The organism is Nocardia sp. CA-151230, assembly GCF_050942175.1.
Classification (GTDB): domain Bacteria; phylum Actinomycetota; class Actinomycetes; order Mycobacteriales; family Mycobacteriaceae; genus Nocardia.
Genome location: NZ_CP192061.1, coordinates 8,203,362 through 8,219,411 on the forward strand (window position 1 = coordinate 8,203,362; position 16,050 = coordinate 8,219,411).

Genomic DNA, 16,050 nt, shown 5'->3' on the forward strand with positions numbered 1-16,050 from the left:
CGTGGGTCGCTGCTCGGTCACAGTGGTACCTCCTCCGAGCGGGCGGCCGTGCGGATGCCCGCGAATCGTGCCGGACGTTACCGGCTCGCAAGCACAACGTCCGACACGCATGACAATCGAAACGGTGTCGTCGATGTGGTTGGCGACGAAGGCGGTGTCGGTGTTCGGGTCGACTGCGACGCTTCCGGGGCCGGGGTCGACGACGACGAATTCGGGATTCGGGTGACGTTGACGCCGCGGACCTCGAAAGTTGTTGGCGCGGCATAGTCGATCACGGTGATGCGAGTGGGTGCTGAATCCTTTTCGCGGTTGGTTGCTCTTATGGACGTGCGGGCATCGAGGTCGGCACGTGGAGGAAGGGTTCTCATGACCGTAGTGGTCGTTGTCGTGGTCGTTGCGGCTGTGTCGGTTTGCAGCTGTGTGTTGTTCCTGCGCAATCGGAAGCGCTCGCGTGGGTAGGGGCACGCCGTCCTCGTGGCCTGCGGCGGACATCGTGGTCGCGGCCCAGGGCGGGGATGAGGCGTCGATTGCGGCGTTGGTTTCGGGTGCGCATCCGCATGTGCGGCGATTCGCGTATTCGCTGTGCGCGAGCAGCCAGGATGCCGAGGATGCGGCGCAGGAGGCGCTGATCGTGCTGTATCGCAAGATCGGAACGCTGCGGGCCACGGGTGCGCTGGCCTCCTGGATGTTTCGGATCGTGCGCAACGAATGCCTGCGACGAGTCGCGGACATGACCCGCCGCTCCGAGACGACCTTCGAGGCGTGCACGGCTTCGGCCGAGGACGACGTGCTGGCTCGGCTGGAGATCGAGCGGGTGGCCGCGGCCATCGCATCCTTGCCCGCCGATCAACGCCGGGTACTGATCATGCGTGACGTTCAGGGCCTGCCGGGAAGTGTGGTGGCCGAATCGGTCGGGCTGAGCACGGCGGCGATGAAGTCCCGGCTGCACCGTGCCCGCGCCACCGTGCGCTCCGAGCTGGATGCCTGGAAGGAGGCGGCACCGGAATGAACAGTCGACTCACCTCGGGCGAAAGGTCTTTCGCCAGCAAGTCCATCCCTGCCCATCTGGCGCGAGGAGTCATCGGATTCGGGCTGCTCGCCGGATCGGTCGCCCTTGCACCGGTTTTCGGCATACTGAGTCTGCTACTGCTCCCGATCGGTGTCCTGGCCCTGCGCGGCTGTCCCACGTGCTGGGCGATCGGCCTGATACAGACGATCTCACGAGGGCGCCTGCAACGCTCCTGCACCGACGACGCCTGCCACCTGACCCGCGTCGAGGGGGACGTCAGGCGCGGGCCGCGCGCACCGACACGGTGATGGCGGCCGCGGCCACGATCGCGCCGGCGGCGATGAGAGCCGTTGCCGCCCAGCCGAACCAGCTGACCGCGGCCGCGCCGAAGGCCGTGCCCGCACTGCCGCCGACGAAGTACACCAGCATGTAGGCGCTGTTGAAGCGAGCGGTCGCGGCCGGATCGATGGCGAGCACGGTGCTCTGATTGGCGACCTGTGCGGCGAACAGTCCGGCATCGAACAGGCCCAGGCACGCCAGCGTGACAGCGGTATTCGACAGGCTCGTCCCGAGGATCACGGTCGCGGCGGCCGCGAGCCCGAGTCCGGCCAGGATCACCCGGCGCGCCCCGACCCGATCGGTCCAGGCTCCGGCGACGCGCGTCGCCACGATGCCGAACAGTCCGGCGCAGGCGTAGAGCCCGATGCGCTCGGCGGAATAGGAGAACGGCGGCTCCGACAGGGCCACTGCCAGTCCGGCCCACACCGCGCAGAAGGCGAAAAACCACAGCGCACCTCGCCCGGCAGCCAAGCGCAGCACCGGGAAACGGGCGTACAGCGCCGGCAGTCCGCGCAGCAACCCCAGGTAGCTGATGCCGGCGTCCCCGGTTTCGCCGGGCAGCACCGCGCGCGCCGCGACCGCCACCACCGCGCAGGCCGCCGCCAGCAGCAGCAACATGCCGCGCCACCCGATGGCATCGGCCAGCCACCCGCCCACGATGCGCCCCAGCAGAATTCCCGCCGAGATCCCCGCGGTGACCATGCCCAGCACGGTCGCCCGCCGTCCCGGTTCCGCGAATCGTCCTGCCACCGAACTCAATTGGGCTCCGACCGCGGATCCGGCCCCGATCACGCCGATAGCGAGGCCGAGCAGCCACGGCGACCCGACCGCCGCCGCGCCGGCCAGAGCGACCCCCAGCGCCCAGAATTGCGCCGCCACCACCGTCCGCGGCGCCACCCGATCCACCAGTGGCACGAGCAGCGCGAGCCCCACCATGTATCCCACCGGCCCGCAGGCCAACGCGCCCCCGACCTCGGCGAGCGATGCCCCGAAAGACTCGGCCACCGCCGCGATGGCCGGCTGCAGCGGATAGATACTGGCAGTCCCCAACGCGGCCGCGACGGCCATGAACCACACCACCGGCGTCCGCAGGCCCGTAATCCGTTCAACGGCAATCAGTTCCGTTTCCATACCCCCGACGCTACGAACACCCCACCCGCGCGGCTGGCGAGAATCAGACGTCACCGTCAGGTGCACAGCGGCGTGACGGCGATGTGCCGGTGCATTTCTGCCACTCCGGTGCGGGGGTTCCTGTTTCACGACGGGGGCGTCGAGCCGGTGGTCGGTTACGGCACGTCATCGCCCGGCTTCGGTGTCGATCTGCCGGGCACGGCGCAGCAGGAAAGGATCGTGAGCATTGATAAGCAACAGTTCGGGGGCCTGTCTGGTCCACAACTCGGCGAGGCGTTCATGATTGGCGCGAACCGCGTTCATGTCATGCGCGACAAGACGTTCCATCGCGGTCAGGGCTCGTGGCACCGGGCTGAGGCCGTCGATCTGGCCGTGGTGGTAGAAGGAGTCGCCGGCGTGGAGGATCCATCGTTCTCCGGTGTCGACGGCGATGGCGGCGTGGCCGCGGGTGTGGCCGGGCAGGCCGATCATGACGAGGCCGGGGGTGATCTCGGTGAGTTCCTCGGCGGCGGCGAAGCCGTACCAGGGATCGCCGTGGCCGGGGGTGTGGCACACCAGCGTCGGGTGGTGGTCGCGATGTGTGGGCAGGTAGCGGGCCTTTTCGAGGAAGCCTGCCGGCTGCCGGGCCGCGTTCGCCTCATCGACGGTGAGATGGACTCTGGCCCAGGGAAAGTCGGCGAGCCCGCCGGTGTGGTCGGCGTCGAAGTGGGTCAGCACGATATCGCGGACAGCACGCGGGTCGAAGCCGAGACGTTCGAGTTGCCGAATGGCGGACTCGTTCGCGTCGAACCTGGGGCGCACGTAGAAACGTCCCGGACCGAATCGGGCAGCTGGGTCGGCGGCATCGCGCAGACCCAGCCCACTGTCCACCAGCACGAGGCCGGTGTCGGTCTCCAGGAGCAGGACGTGGCAGACCAACCCCGCGGGAGTTCGTGGGGGATGCATTGTGCCGCAGTTGAGGTGGTGGACTTTCATCCCAGCGCTTCCAGCATTGCCGCCATGACTGCGGGATCGCCCCCGATGAGGCCCGCGTCGATGGTCTGGATCGGGTTGCTGCCGTCCCAGTTCGCGGCTGCCATCGCGACCAGGTCGAAGACGAGCCTCTTGGTGCCGCCGACGTCGGAGATCTCGATGACCGTGCCGGGGTGATGCTCCGTCTCGAGGTAGGCGAATCGGCCGTCGGCACCACCGATACGGCCTTCCTGCCCGACGGTGAATCCGGCCGCGAGCGCCCGGTCGTAGAGTTGCTGGTAGTCGTCGCTCCAGTAGGCGATGTGTTGCACACCCTCGTGTCCCGCGTCGAGGAAGTCGCGGTACATCGAGGGCGCGTCGTTGACGGGGCTGATCAGCTCGATCTGGATGTCACCGCTGTTGGCGACCGCGACATCCATCACCATTGCCGACGGTTCACCCTGGTAGGTGAAGTCCTCCGGGTGCACACCGCGCAGGAAGAACCACGGACCGATACCGCAGGCGACGAAGTTGCGCATCGATTCCTCGATATCGCGCACCACGTAACCGATTTGGGCGATGCCGCCGAACAGGTTGGCCACCGGGTCGGGTGCCGGCGCCGGACCGGGATGGGCGTCGGCGAACGACAGGACGATCTTGCCGGTGGCCGCGTTGTCGCGCAGACGCTGCGCGGCGGCCCGAGCGTCGTCGACTGCGTAGACACTGTCGAGCGTGGGGGTGATCTCCCCGGCGGCGAGCGCGGGCAGGACCCGGTCGGCGAGCGCGCCGACGACATCGGCGAGTTCGGTGCGGGTGCGGATGCTGAAGGTGGTGCCGAGCACTCGCTGACGGCGGAAGGCCAGCGTATCGAGATCGAGTTCGGTACCCGCACCGGCGAGTCGGCCGATGCTGATGATCGTGCCGCCGACCGCGGTGGCGGCGGGCAACTGCGCGAAGAGATTCCCGCCGACGTGGTCGAGGGTGATGGTCGCACCCTTGCCGTCGGTGGTCGCGAGCACAACCGCTGCCAGGTCCTCGGCGGTGGTGTCGACCACGACGTCGGCGCCCGCGCGCAGCAGGGCAGCACGTTTACCCGTGCTGGTCGTGGTGGCGATGACCCGGCCGGCACCGAGGGCCTTGGCGAGCTGGATGCCGATCAGACCGATCGAACTGGCGCCGCCGACAATGAGCACGGTGTCGCCCGGGGCGAAACCCGCCTGGGTGACGAGGGCGTCGTGTTCGGTGATGAGGCCGACGGGCAGGGTCGCCGCGGCGTCGAAATCGAGGTGGTCGGGGATCGGCACCACCAGACGGGGATGGCACAGGGTGTAGTCGGCGAAGGCCCCGGCGGTGATGCCCATGACCCGGGTACCGACAGGCAGGTGCGGAGCGAGCAGGCTGGAAGCCTCGACGACTCCGGCGACTTCCATGCCCGCGACGAAGGGCCCATCGCCCTGCGAATTGGCGGTGTAGCTGCCGTCGAGGGCGTAGAGGTCGGCACGGTTGAGACCGGCTGCCATGACCTGGATGCGGATGGCGCCCAGCTGCTCGGGCAGCTCGCGGTCCTCGCGGACCCACTCGGTTCCCTTGCCGCCGATGAGTGCACGCATTGTGGTCTTCTCCTTGCGTTCGTTCGAGTCCAGGGCGAGAGTCAGTCGCCGAGATCCGGAGGTGTGGTGTTCAGCAGGCGGGGGTCGGGTTCGCCGCCGGTGGCGGCGGCTCCGGCGAGGGCTCGCGCGAGGGTGAGCAGGTCGCGGGGTTTACGTTTGTCCAGCCCGCCCAGCAGTTGTTTGAGGACGGTGAGCTGGTCGAAATAGATCCGCTCGATCGCCAGGTGCTCGTGCTCGTCGAACACGAAATAGGCCGTCATCCTGGTCCGATGGGCCGACCCGGTGGGCGGGATTTTGCCCAGCGGCCCCAGATGGGTTCCCAGCAGCCAGAATTCGACGATCACCGCGTCGTGGCTGTGGCGCAGGGCGATGATCTCGTGGTCCTGGTCGGGGAACGCGACGCGGGTGTCGCGGTAGTAGTCGCGGACCTCGGTGTCGCCGTCGTGCACGACCATCGGTGCGATCAGCTCGTAGTGCGGGTGCGGGAACGTCGACAGCGTGGCGTCCCAGTCCTGGGCCACCTCGTCATGGAAATGATCGAGGACCAGCTTCTCCCGAGCGCGCAGCACGGCCTCGGGCGGCAGGGTGAATCGTGAAGACATGGTTGGTCTCTCCTCAACGCTGAGGGCCATGGGTGAGGTGGCCGTGGTGGAAGGTGGGGTGGGTACCAGGGTTGGTCCACACGCCGGTGAGTTCGCTGGAGGGGAAGAACTGCAGGAAGCGTGGGTCGGCCTGGCTGCGGTCGGCCAGCGTCTTCTCGAGGATGATCGAGTTGTACTGGTCGGCGGTGGTTTCCATGGTGTTGGCGTTGAGCACGATCTCCTGTCCCCATTCCCGCGCCCACCGCGCCACACCCGGCAATCGGGAGTGTTCCGGGGTGAGTGCCTCCGCCGCGATCACGTTCTCGCTACTGACCCAGATCCCGGTCGAGGTGTTGACCACCAGGCTCTGATTGCCGAACACGTGCCCGGGAGTCTTGATCACGGCGACACCGGGCCCGAGGACGACCGAGCCCTCGATGGGCAGGAACGCCTCGGCGGGAACATCCCGGTAGGCGGCGGGCTGGTACCACGGCCGCTGCAGCGGATGCAGCTCGGCCATGCCCGCGAGTTCGTCGCGTTGAACGATGACCTTGGCGTTGGGGAAGATCGCCGCAGGTGTGGTGTCGAGGTCGGTCTGATGGACGGTGGTCCCGATCCAGCGCCGCAGGTCCTGGGTGTGGAGGTGGTCGAACATCAGATAGTCGACCTCGTCGCGCGCGATACCCAGGTGCGACAGATGGCCCAGCACCGTGCCGTGTTCGGCGACCATACGCCGCTCGATCATCGCCGGGGTCCGCTGGGAGAGATTGTCGAAATACGGTGTGTAGCGGCCGAGTTCGACGTCGGAGGGCTCGAACAGCAGGGTGCGGGGGCGTCCGTCGGAATCGTGCCAGCGGATCACGAGCATCCGGTTGGTGATCGACAGGAACGGCGCAATCGCCCGCGAGGCGCGGAACAGACCGAACCGCGTCGGGTACGGCAGGGTCACCAGATCGCAGGTGGTGATGCTGTCGGGGGTGCCGGTGCCCGCGAATTCGCGACGGAACGCGTGTGCCTGTTCACGAGCGACCCGGAGCCGCGCGCCCGGACCGCCCTCGACGTGCGCGAGATCGGTGACAGTGTCGATACGGGTTCCAACGGTCGGTAGGTCGACCACATCGGAAGTGCCCCAGGGGAAACGCATGCCGGACTCCAATATCCACAGCGTGGGTTTTATTTGGTCGTGACAATATACCCACAGTGTGGATTTAATCAAGGGTGTGAGGCAGAATGGCCGCATGACCAGCCCAGCCCCCTCGACACGCCGGGGACGCCCCCCGAAAGGGTCCGGCCAGCTCACCCGGGCGGGGATCGTCGCAGCGACCCTCACGGTGATCGACGGAGACGGCATCGACGCCGTCGGGATGCGAGCGGTCGCGCGTGTGCTCGGTGTCGACCCGAAGAGCCTGTACAACTACGTGGACGGCAAGGACGGGCTGCTCGATGCGGTGGCCGAGCATCTGCTGGGCTCGATCGAGCTGCCCGCCCGTCGCGGTGATCTCCGTGGTGACCTGCGGGCCATCGCGGAGGCGTTCCGCGATCGGGCCCTGCTGCATCCCGCGGCCGCCGCGCTGGTGCTCACGCGGCAATTGGCATCGGTGGAGGGTCTGGCACCGGTCCAGGCCGTCTTGGACGTACTTCTCGCCGCAGGCTGCGACCCGCGGGAGGCGGTCCATCTGATGCGGACGATGGTGGCCGCCCTCATCGGCACCCTGCTGCGCGAAGTCAACGCCGGCCCCACCTACGGAACCAGCGATATCGCCGGGATCGCCGCGCGCCAGGCCACGCTCGAACAGTCGGGACTGCCCGCGGTCGCGGAAGCCGCTCCCCACCTGGCGCGATTCGACAAGCAGGAGGAATTCGACTACACGATCGACCTGGCGCTCGACGCGGTCATCGCCCGCATCGACGGTTCGACGCGGAACTCCCGGTAGCCGGCGAAGGCGCAGCCCTCACACGGATCCGAGATGAGCCAGGGCTGCCTCGGCGGCATTGGCGCCGCACATGCCGTGGGCACCCGGGCCGGGTGGGGTTGCGGCGGAACAGATGTACATACCTGGAATCCCGATCGCATACGGAGACAGGGCGATTCGTGGGCCGAAGATGAGCTGGCGGATGTCCTTGGCTCCGGTCATGATGTCGCCGCCCGTGAAGTTCGGGTTGTGGATGGCGAATTCGGTGGTCGGGCTGACGGTGTAGCCGATGATGCGGTCACGGAAGCCGGGAGCGAACTGCTCGATGCGCCCGATGATCGCCTCGGTGGCGTCGCCGGTATAGCCGTGCGGGACATGCGCGTAGGCCCACACGGGGTGGACATCGCCCACGGAGCGTTGCGGGTCGGCCAGATATTGCTGGCCGACCAGGACGAACGGTCGCTCGGGCAGCCGACCGGCATGAATGTCGCGCTCCGCCGCCGCGACCTCGGCGAACGGACCGCCCAGATGGACGGTCCCGGCGCGGCGGGCGTCCGGATTGGTCCAGGGCACACCCTCCGCGACCGCGAAGTCGACCTTGAACGCACCCGGTCCGCGCCGGAATCGCCGGTACGCGTGGGAGATTCGCGACGGCAGCCGGTCGCCGAGGATCTCGGCCACCGATTCCGGGGCCAGATCGAACATGATGAGGTCGGCCTGCGGCAATTGGGCGGCCGTCTCGATCCGGACGCCGGTTTCGATCTTGCCGCCGAGGTCGGCGAGCAGGGCCGCCAGGGCGTCGGCGATGGCCCGCGAGCCACCGGCCGCCACGGGCCACCCGTAGCGGTGCCCGGCGGTGAGGATGCCCAGGCCGATGGCCGCGGTCATCGGCAGGTGCAGCGGCCGGAAGGCATGCGCCGCAACACCTCCGAACAGCGCCCGCGCCTCCTCGGTCCGGAAGATCCGGGCCAGCGTCGAGGCGGGCAGCGGGGTCGGTGCGCCGAAGCGGGCCAGAGTCAGTGGGTGCCGGGGCACCCGCAGCAGGGGTCGCAGGATGTCCTCGGCCAGGGCGTCGTAGCGGGCGGCGGGCGCGCCGAACAGCGACGTCCACCGCTGCCCGTCGCGGCCGAGTCCGGCGGCGGTGCGCTCGATCGACCGGTGCAGGACGCCGGCCCGGCCGTCGGCGAGGGGGTGAACACAGTCGATCTCCGGTGTGCGCCAGGACAATCCGTATCGATCGAGTCCGAGTTCACGCAGGAACGGCGAGCCCGCGGCCATTGGGTGGACCGCCGAGCAGTGATCGTGCAGCAGTCCGGGAACGATGGCCTCCACGCTGCGGGTGCCGCCGCCGATCTCCTGGTCGGCCTCCAGCACGGTGACCCGCACGCCCGCCCGCGCGAGGGCCACGGCGGCGGCGAGTCCATTGGGCCCGCCGCCGACGACGGTCGCGGTGGTCATGCCAGCGCTCCGTGACCATGCTGCTGGTCGCGAATCTCCGCCGAGCCGGGCACTTCTGGGTGCGGCCGGGTCCAGGTGACCGCCAGCGGGATCGGGCCGTTGGGCAGCCACGGCTGTTCCGCCACGGCGTCGGCGACCTTCCAGGTGCCCCGCTCGATCACCCCGAGCGCGGCGTCGATGACCTGGTAGTGCTGCACCTTGCTGCCCCACGCCTGCGATTCCACCCACACGACGATCGCCTCGCCCGGTTCGAAGCGGGCTTCGCGCTGTACGGCGGCGATGAAGTCCGCATCGTGCAGGTGCCCGTCGCCGAAGTTGAAGCCGATCACCGAGTTGCAGAGGAATTCGCCCTCGCGCACGGAGCGGGCATCGATATCGGGCAGATTCTTCAGCAGCACCGAGAACAGGCCGCGGCCCTGGCTGTGCATGGTGCGCCAGGCGACGACCTGCTGCATGGTCACCTCGGCCCACGCCGGCTCGTAGCCGAATTCGACGAACTGGTCGACCTGGTTCTTGGCGGAGCGTGTCACCCCATCCAGTTTGCCCTCCGCGCCGGGGGCGAAGGCCCACACCGCGGAGGCCCAGTTGCCGGCGTACTGCCGCATGGACGGCAGGAACGACACCTTGTCCGGCCGGAAATTGCCGAGAATCGGGAAGACCAGCAGTCCGGCGATCAATCCGAGCGCCAGCCAGGGCGAGGAGATGTCGAAGACGCCGTAGCCGTGCCAGTTCGGGAAGCCCAGGAACAGGAACACCGTCGCGTAGGCGAAGAGCACGTTCCATTCCAGCGGCACCGCCAGCGGGAAGGTCGACACGATGAACAGGTGGAAGATCACCATCACCGCGACGGCCGCCAGGGTGAGCCAGCGGTTGGTGGAGAACAGCAGCACCAGCGGCGTGATCACCTCGACCGTGGTGCCGCCGACGTGCGCCATCACATCGGCGACGCGGGACGGGCGCAGATCGCGCGGGAACTCCCGGTAGTGCGCGCGTTTGAACCAGGTGAACGGCACCGACGGGCTGTTGCTCACCATGGGCGGCACCACCTGAGCGAAGTGCTTGCCGAACTTGGACACACCCGCGCCCACCCACACGACGACGATGAGCAGTTTCAGCGCGATGATCATGTCGACGAAGGGCAGCACCGCGAAGAAGAACAGCGCGGGCAGATACTGTTCGCCACGGGCCGCCAGGAAAATAGTCTTGTCCCGCAACCCGTTCAGGACGAGCAGCACGATCGGCGCGATGAGCAGCGCCGGATTCACCAGGCCGGAGGTGTTGCCCGGTACCACCGCCGACAGCGAATCACTGTGCACGCCAGGCGAGAACAGCGCGACCGCCACGCTCACCAGCAGGGCGGCGTACAGCGTGATGTCGAACCAGCCGCGCCGGTCGCCCGCGGTGAACGGCACCCAGGTCCACGGCCGCAGCCGGATGGTGCGCGGTCGCGCCCAGAACCGGATGCCGCCGGTCATGGGTTTCACCTTGCCCGCCAACGGACCCCACGAGCCGGCGATGCCGATGCTCTCCAGCAGGACGGTCCACAGGATGACCTTCTGGTAGACGATCGGCTGGTTCCACCACTGGCTCACATGCCAGAACGCGGGCAGGTGCGAGGTGGTGGTGGCGACGACGATGCCGCCGAGGGCGTACAGCACGATCAGTTTCAGGATGTAGATCGTGTGCACCATGCGCGGCGAGCCGAAGCCGTGTTCGGCCCAGTTGACGGCCAGGATCCGCATGCGCTCCATGAGCGGCAGCCGCAGGAAGTGCTCGGGCTCCACGGCGGGCAGATCGGGTTCGATGAATCCCATGACGATGCTCCTTGATGAAAAATGCTGGGAATCAATGCGTTTGCGCGTCGAGTCGGCGCAGCGCGGGTTTGTCGATCTTGCCGACCGCGTTCTTCGGCAGCTGGTCGAGAATCGAGATGGCTACCGGCAGTTTGTATTTCGCCAGTCCCCGGCGGGCATGCTCACGAATGCCGTCGGCATCCAGTACGGCGCCGGCGGTGAGAGCGGCGAACAGGATCGGCTGTTCGCCGTAGACCGAATCGGGCCGGCCCACGACGGCCGCTTCGGCGATCTCTGGCAGCTGGTAGACGACGGTCTCGATCTCCTTGGGGTAGATGTTCTCGCCGCCGCGGATGATCATGTCCTTGGCCCGGTCCACCAGGACCAGATAGCCGTCCTCGTCCAGCCGCCCGATATCGCCGGTGTGCAGCCAGCCGTCCACCACGGTGGCCGCGGTGGCCTCGGGCCGATTCAGGTAGCCACGCATGACATTCGGGCCGGAGATCAGGACCTCGCCGGCCTCCCCCACCGGTGCGTCGTCGCCGTCCGGACCGAGGATGCGGATGCGCTGGCCCGGCAGCGGCAGACCGACGGTGCCCGGCTTACGGTGTCCGGCCACCGGATTGAGCGTGCTGGCACACGTGCCCTCGGACAGGCCGTAGCCCTCCACGACCGGGATGCCGTAGCGGGCCTCGAATTTCGCCAGCACCCCGATGCTCGCCGGGGCGGCCCCGCAGATGCCGAAGCGCACCGACGAGGGGGCCGGATGTACGTCCGCGGGCCGATCGGCCAGCATGGCGTAGATGGTCGGCACGGCGGAGAAGTATGTGGGCCGGGCCTTTTCGATCCGGTCGAAGAAGCTGCCCGCGTCGAACCGGCCCGCGACGGTGGTGCGGCCGCCCGCCAGCAGCGGGGACAGCACGCTCACCACGATCCCGTTGACGTGGAACAGCGGCAGGACGAGCAGGCTGTGGTCGCTCTCGTTGAGGTCCAGCGCGTCGATGACCATGCCGCACATGGCCAGCAGGTTGGCGTGGTCGAGCATGACCCCCTTGGGCCGCCCGGTGGTGCCGCTGGTGTAGACGAGCAGGGCCGGCGCGCCGGGGTCCGCGTCGATCGGCTCGACGTCGATGCCAGGGCCCGCGAGCAGCTCGCCCAGCGGGACGACCGCGCACCCGGGGCCATCGAACGGTGCATCGGTGACCATCGCCTTGGCGCCGGCGTCAGCCACCTGAAAGGCGACCTCGTCGGCGACCAGCGCCGGATTCACCGGTGTGACCACCGCGCCCAGCCGCCACGCGGCGAACAGCGTCACCACCAGGTCCGCGGTATTGGGCAGCCGCACCGCGACCACGTCGCCCGCGCCGACACCGTGGCCGCGCAGGGTCGCGGCGGCCCGCTGCACCGCCGCGAGGAACCGGGTGTTGTCGAGATCGGCCCAGTCGTCGGCGAGGGCCGCGGCGGTCGGGCGGGCGGCGGCCCTGCGATCGGGTAGTGCCGGGAGGTTCATGAGTTATGTCCTTGCGGGAGGAAAAGTGATGGCGAACACGGTAGAAATCGGCGACCCCCGGGCCACCGTCGCGTGTGAACGAACTTCCGGGCAGTATTTGTCTCCGGGAGACAACCCGCTCGGCGAATCCGCCGCCGCCGCCGCGCGGTCCCGGATCTACCGTGGAGGGGTGACGGTTGCGCGGCGCGACGGGGATGTCGCGGTGGGCCGCTATGTGGAAGCGATCGCCGCCCGGTTGAACGCCAGGGTGACGCAGGTGAGCGCCGCCATTCGCGACGCGCTGGAGGACGACATCGTCGTGCTGCGTGGCGATACCCGCACGGTGGACCTGCTCGGCGCGAGCGTCGAAGCCAATGTGGACACCCTGCTGCACGCCATGCGCCATGACATTCCGGTGGACCGCATCCAGGCCCCCGGCGCGGCCGTCGAGTACGCCAGACGCCTTGCACAGCAAGGTATTCCGGTCAATGCACTGGTGCGGGCCTATCGGCTCGGGCAGCGCCGGATGACCGAGATAGTGTTCACCGAGCTGCACACCATGGACATTCCGGCGGCCGAGCGTGTCACCGCCATCGAGCGCATCACGGCGATCATGTTCGAATACATCGACCGCATCACCGAGCAAGTCGTGCTGATCTACGACGACGAGCGCGAGCGGTGGCTGGAGAGCCGGAACAGCCTGCGCGCGCTACGCGTCCGCGAATTGCTGACCAGCCGCAAGACCGTCGACGCGGACGCCGTGTCCACCGCCCTCCGGTATCCACTGCGCTGGCATCACGTGGCGCTGGTGCTCTGGTATTCGGACTCCGAGGACGACGAGATCCCCCGTCTGCAGCAGTTCGTCCGTGAGCTCGGGCAGGAGCTGGCCGTGGAGGCGAATCCCCTGTTCGTCGCCACCGATCCGGCCAGTGCGTGGGCCTGGCTGCCCTATCGCGCGGATCCCGGCGATCCGGTCGCGCGCATTCGGGCCCGGGTCTCGGCCGAGTCCGGCCCGCCCGGTATCGCCATCGGTCCGGCCCAGCCCGGCCTCGCCGGCTTCCGGGCGTCCCATCGGCAGGCCGAGCGAGCCCACGGTGTAGCGCTCGCCCGTGGACTGCCGAATCCGCTGCTGGCCGCTTCGGAACCGGGTCTCGCGGCGGCGGCGCTACTGGGCAGCGATCTCGGCGAAACCCGCGAGTGGGTGGGCGAGGTGCTGGGAAATCTGGCCTGCGACACCGGCAATGACGAACGCCTGCGCGAGACCTTGCGCGTATTCCTGTGCAGCGGTTCGAGTTTCAAGGCGGCGGCCGGTGAACTGGATCTGCATTTCAATTCCGTGAAGTACCGCGTCGGCCGGGCCATCGAGCGCCGCGGCCGGCCGATCGCCGACGATCGGCTCGATGTCGAGCTCGCCCTGCTGGCCTGCCACTGGTACGGCCCGACAGTGCTGCGTCCGCAGGGCTGAGATCGCGAGCGGCTGCCGCACGCGGAGGACAAGACCCGGACTCATCTTCGTCTCCGCGACACAATGGCAGCGGCGCGCCGGCGGCCTACCTTTCTCGCCATGAATTCCCCCGACTCCACGAGGAGTGACTCATGGTGACCAATTCCGACCACGCCGCCGAACCCGCACAGGCGGACGAACTGGCCGCGCCACTGGATCTACTGCTGACCGGCTCGGCAGTCGGCATCGGCCGCCGGATGCTGCCCAACAATTCCTGGAGCCGGCTGGCCGTGCACCTGGCCCGGCGGCCCGGTGTGGTGGGCAAGCGGGTATCGGCGCTGCGGCACGAGCTGACGGATATCGCGCGCGGACGATCCGCACGGGCTCCGGCCAAGGCCGACAAGCGCTTCGCCGATCCGGCCTGGCAGAGCAATCCGATCCTGAAGCGCAGCATGCAGGCGTATCTGGCCGCCAGTGACACCGCCGAGGAACTGCTCACCGATGCGCACCTGGATTGGAAGGACGAGCAGTGGATGCGCTTCGTGATCGACAATGTCCTCGAAGGGGTGTCACCGAGCAACAATCCGCTGCTCAATCCGCTGGGCTGGAAGGCACTGGTCGACACCGGCGGGGTGAGCGCGGTGCGCGGGCTGCGACGCTTCGTCGGTGATATGGCCCGAGCGCCCCGGGTTCCCGCCATGGTGGAGCCGAACGCCTTCACGGTGGGCGAGAACGTCGCGGTCACGCCGGGCTCGGTGGTGCTGCGCACCGAGATCTTCGAGCTCATCCAGTACGCGCCGCAGACCCCGCGGGTGCATACGGTCCCCTTGCTCATGGTGCCGCCGGTGATCAACAAGTACTACATCATGGATATCGCGCCGCACCGCAGCATGATCGAGTACTTCCTGTCGCAGGGCCAGCAGGTGTTCGCCATATCGTGGCGTAATCCCTCTGCTGCGCAACGTGATTGGGGCTTCGATACCTACGGCCGGGCCATCCTCGACGCGTTGGGCGCCGTCGAGACGATCACCGGTTCCGAGCGCACCCACCTGCAGGCGTCGTGCTCCGGCGGCATTCTGGCGGCCATGACCGCGGCCCACCTCACCGAGATCGGGCAGGATCACCGGCTGGCCGGGCTGACCCTGATGGTGACCGTTCTCGACCAGGCCCGCGCCGGATTCGCCGCGGCCGCCATCGACGAGGAGACCGCCAAGACGGCCATCGCGGTCTCCCAGCGCCGGGGCTACCTGGACGGCCGCGCACTGGCGGAGGTGTTCGCCTGGCTGCGGCCCACCGATCTGGTGTGGCGGTACTGGGTCAACAACTATCTGCAGGGCCGCGCACCCGCACCCTTCGACGTGCTGTTCTGGAATGCCGACACCACGCGCATGACCGCCGCCCTGCACCGCGACATGGTGCTGATGGGTGTGCACAACTCGCTCACCGTCCCCGGAGGGGTGCACATGCTCGGCACGCCCGTGGACCTGTCGCGGGTGACCGTGGACACCTACGTGGTGGCCGGGCTCGCCGACCATATCTCGCCGTGGCAGGCCTGCTATCGCAGCGCCCGGCTGCTGGGCAGCAAGGATTGCCGATTCGTGTTGTCCACCAGTGGTCATATCGCCGCGCTGGTGAATCCGCCCGGAAATCCGAAGGCCGCCTATCGCGTCGGCGCGCCCGACGACGCCGATCCGGCCGCATGGGTGGACAACGCCGCGCAGCAAGCCGATTCGTGGTGGCCCGACTTCGCACACTGGCTCGCCGAACGCAGCGGACCGGTCAGGGACGCACCGGCGACACTCGGCGCCACCGATCTGCCGGCACAGGCCCCGGCCCCCGGCACCTACGTGCTCACTCACTGAAAGGCATACCATGACAACACGACTCGACTCGCCCGCCGATCTGATCGGCCTGACCGGACAGCAGCTCGGTACCACCGAGTGGATCGAGATCACCCAGCCACAGGTGCAGCTGTTCGCGGACGCCACCGGCGATCACCAATGGATCCACACCGATCCGCGGCGGGCGGCCGACGGGCCCTTCCACGGCACCATCGCGCACGGCTATCTCACGCTCTCGCTGGCGCCGGTGATGATCGCCGACGTCCTCGAGATCCGCGACCTCACCGCGGCGCTGAACTACGGCCTGAACAAGGTGCGCTTCCCCGCGCCGGTGCCGGTGGGGTCCAAGATTCGGGCGGTGGTGACGCTGAATGCCGCCCAGCGGAAGACCTCCGGCGTCGAGGCGGTGTTCGGCCTCACCTACGAGATCGACGGCGGCAACCGCCCCGCCTGCGTCGCCGACGTCGTGGTGCTCTACCCGTGAGCACGCC

The 16,050-nt window shown here is 68.4% G+C and carries 13 protein-coding genes; 5 read left to right on the forward strand and 8 right to left on the reverse strand.

Annotation, left to right across the window (positions count from 1 at the left end):
- Positions 1-451: 451 nt before the first annotated feature.
- Positions 452-1,009, forward strand: coding sequence for an RNA polymerase sigma factor (locus ACQP1O_RS38605; protein ID WP_433563244.1), 558 nt, complete (start codon positions 452-454; stop codon positions 1,007-1,009).
- A 276-nt stretch (positions 1,010-1,285) separates the two neighbouring features.
- Here the strand turns inward: ACQP1O_RS38605 and ACQP1O_RS38610 are convergent, their stop codons facing one another.
- The 5 genes from ACQP1O_RS38610 to ACQP1O_RS38630 form a co-directional block, all read right to left on the reverse strand.
- Positions 1,286-2,479 carry an MFS transporter gene (locus tag ACQP1O_RS38610; protein WP_433563245.1) on the reverse strand — a complete coding sequence of 398 codons (1,194 nt, stop codon included), beginning with the start codon at positions 2,477-2,479 and terminating at the stop codon, positions 1,286-1,288.
- 165 nt (positions 2,480-2,644) lie between these two features.
- Complete coding sequence (locus tag ACQP1O_RS38615; protein ID WP_433563246.1) at positions 2,645-3,454, reverse strand: MBL fold metallo-hydrolase; 810 nt, start codon at positions 3,452-3,454, stop codon at positions 2,645-2,647.
- The gene (locus ACQP1O_RS38620; protein ID WP_433563247.1) at positions 3,451-5,040 is read right to left on the reverse strand and encodes a zinc-binding dehydrogenase; all 1,590 of its coding nucleotides are present in this window, start codon (positions 5,038-5,040) and stop codon (positions 3,451-3,453) included. Before ACQP1O_RS38620 ends, ACQP1O_RS38615 begins: the two co-directional genes overlap by 4 nt.
- A gap of 41 nt (positions 5,041-5,081) precedes the next feature.
- Complete coding sequence (locus tag ACQP1O_RS38625) at positions 5,082-5,642, reverse strand: ester cyclase (protein WP_433563248.1); 561 nt, start codon at positions 5,640-5,642, stop codon at positions 5,082-5,084.
- 13 nt (positions 5,643-5,655) lie between these two features.
- Positions 5,656-6,765 (reverse strand): hypothetical protein, encoded by a 1,110-nt coding sequence (locus tag ACQP1O_RS38630; protein ID WP_433563249.1) that lies wholly within the window; start codon positions 6,763-6,765, stop codon positions 5,656-5,658.
- A gap of 94 nt (positions 6,766-6,859) precedes the next feature.
- On the opposite strand from ACQP1O_RS38630, the gene ACQP1O_RS38635 reads away from it, so the two are divergent.
- Positions 6,860-7,555 carry a TetR/AcrR family transcriptional regulator gene (locus ACQP1O_RS38635; RefSeq protein ID WP_433563250.1) on the forward strand — a complete coding sequence of 232 codons (696 nt, stop codon included), beginning with the start codon at positions 6,860-6,862 and terminating at the stop codon, positions 7,553-7,555.
- An 18-nt stretch (positions 7,556-7,573) separates the two neighbouring features.
- Here the strand turns inward: ACQP1O_RS38635 and ACQP1O_RS38640 are convergent, their stop codons facing one another.
- The 3 genes from ACQP1O_RS38640 to ACQP1O_RS38650 are packed head-to-tail and all read right to left on the reverse strand — an operon-like array spanning position 7,574 to position 12,295.
- Positions 7,574-8,992: a phytoene desaturase family protein gene (locus tag ACQP1O_RS38640; RefSeq protein WP_433563251.1), complete on the reverse strand. Its 1,419-nt coding sequence runs from the start codon at positions 8,990-8,992 to the stop codon at positions 7,574-7,576.
- The gene (locus tag ACQP1O_RS38645; RefSeq protein ID WP_433563252.1) at positions 8,989-10,806 is read right to left on the reverse strand and encodes a DUF3556 domain-containing protein; all 1,818 of its coding nucleotides are present in this window, start codon (positions 10,804-10,806) and stop codon (positions 8,989-8,991) included. The genes ACQP1O_RS38640 and ACQP1O_RS38645 overlap by 4 nt, the downstream gene beginning before the upstream one ends.
- 31 nt (positions 10,807-10,837) lie before the next feature.
- Positions 10,838-12,295, reverse strand: coding sequence for a class I adenylate-forming enzyme family protein (locus tag ACQP1O_RS38650; protein ID WP_433563253.1), 1,458 nt, complete (start codon positions 12,293-12,295; stop codon positions 10,838-10,840).
- A gap of 28 nt (positions 12,296-12,323) precedes the next feature.
- Here ACQP1O_RS38650 and ACQP1O_RS38655 point away from each other — a divergent pair, with 28 nt between their 5' ends.
- The 3 genes from ACQP1O_RS38655 (at position 12,324) to ACQP1O_RS38665 (ending at position 16,043) form a co-directional block, all read left to right on the forward strand.
- Complete coding sequence (locus tag ACQP1O_RS38655) at positions 12,324-13,739, forward strand: PucR family transcriptional regulator (protein ID WP_433563254.1); 1,416 nt, start codon at positions 12,324-12,326, stop codon at positions 13,737-13,739.
- A 131-nt stretch (positions 13,740-13,870) separates the two neighbouring features.
- A complete protein-coding gene (locus tag ACQP1O_RS38660; protein WP_433563255.1) occupies positions 13,871-15,580 on the forward strand; it encodes a PHA/PHB synthase family protein in 1,710 nt (569 codons plus the stop codon).
- Between the two features lie 10 nt (positions 15,581-15,590).
- Positions 15,591-16,043: a MaoC family dehydratase gene (locus ACQP1O_RS38665; protein WP_433563256.1), complete on the forward strand. Its 453-nt coding sequence runs from the start codon at positions 15,591-15,593 to the stop codon at positions 16,041-16,043.
- Positions 16,044-16,050 lie beyond the last annotated feature (7 nt).

Coding starts and splice junctions, on each gene's coding strand:
- ACQP1O_RS38665 (WP_433563256.1), top strand. CDS start 15,591: ATGACAACACGACTCGACTCGCCCGCCGATCTGATCGGCCTGACCGGA.
- ACQP1O_RS38620 (WP_433563247.1), bottom strand. CDS start 5,040: ATGCGTGCACTCATCGGCGGCAAGGGAACCGAGTGGGTCCGCGAGGAC.
- ACQP1O_RS38610 (WP_433563245.1), bottom strand. CDS start 2,479: ATGGAAACGGAACTGATTGCCGTTGAACGGATTACGGGCCTGCGGACG.
- ACQP1O_RS38650 (WP_433563253.1), bottom strand. CDS start 12,295: ATGAACCTCCCGGCACTACCCGATCGCAGGGCCGCCGCCCGCCCGACC.
- ACQP1O_RS38630 (WP_433563249.1), bottom strand. CDS start 6,765: ATGCGTTTCCCCTGGGGCACTTCCGATGTGGTCGACCTACCGACCGTT.
- ACQP1O_RS38640 (WP_433563251.1), bottom strand. CDS start 8,992: ATGACCACCGCGACCGTCGTCGGCGGCGGGCCCAATGGACTCGCCGCC.
- ACQP1O_RS38615 (WP_433563246.1), bottom strand. CDS start 3,454: ATGAAAGTCCACCACCTCAACTGCGGCACAATGCATCCCCCACGAACT.
- ACQP1O_RS38635 (WP_433563250.1), top strand. CDS start 6,860: ATGACCAGCCCAGCCCCCTCGACACGCCGGGGACGCCCCCCGAAAGGG.
- ACQP1O_RS38655 (WP_433563254.1), top strand. CDS start 12,324: ATGGCGAACACGGTAGAAATCGGCGACCCCCGGGCCACCGTCGCGTGT.
- ACQP1O_RS38625 (WP_433563248.1), bottom strand. CDS start 5,642: ATGTCTTCACGATTCACCCTGCCGCCCGAGGCCGTGCTGCGCGCTCGG.
- ACQP1O_RS38660 (WP_433563255.1), top strand. CDS start 13,871: ATGGTGACCAATTCCGACCACGCCGCCGAACCCGCACAGGCGGACGAA.
- ACQP1O_RS38645 (WP_433563252.1), bottom strand. CDS start 10,806: ATGGGATTCATCGAACCCGATCTGCCCGCCGTGGAGCCCGAGCACTTC.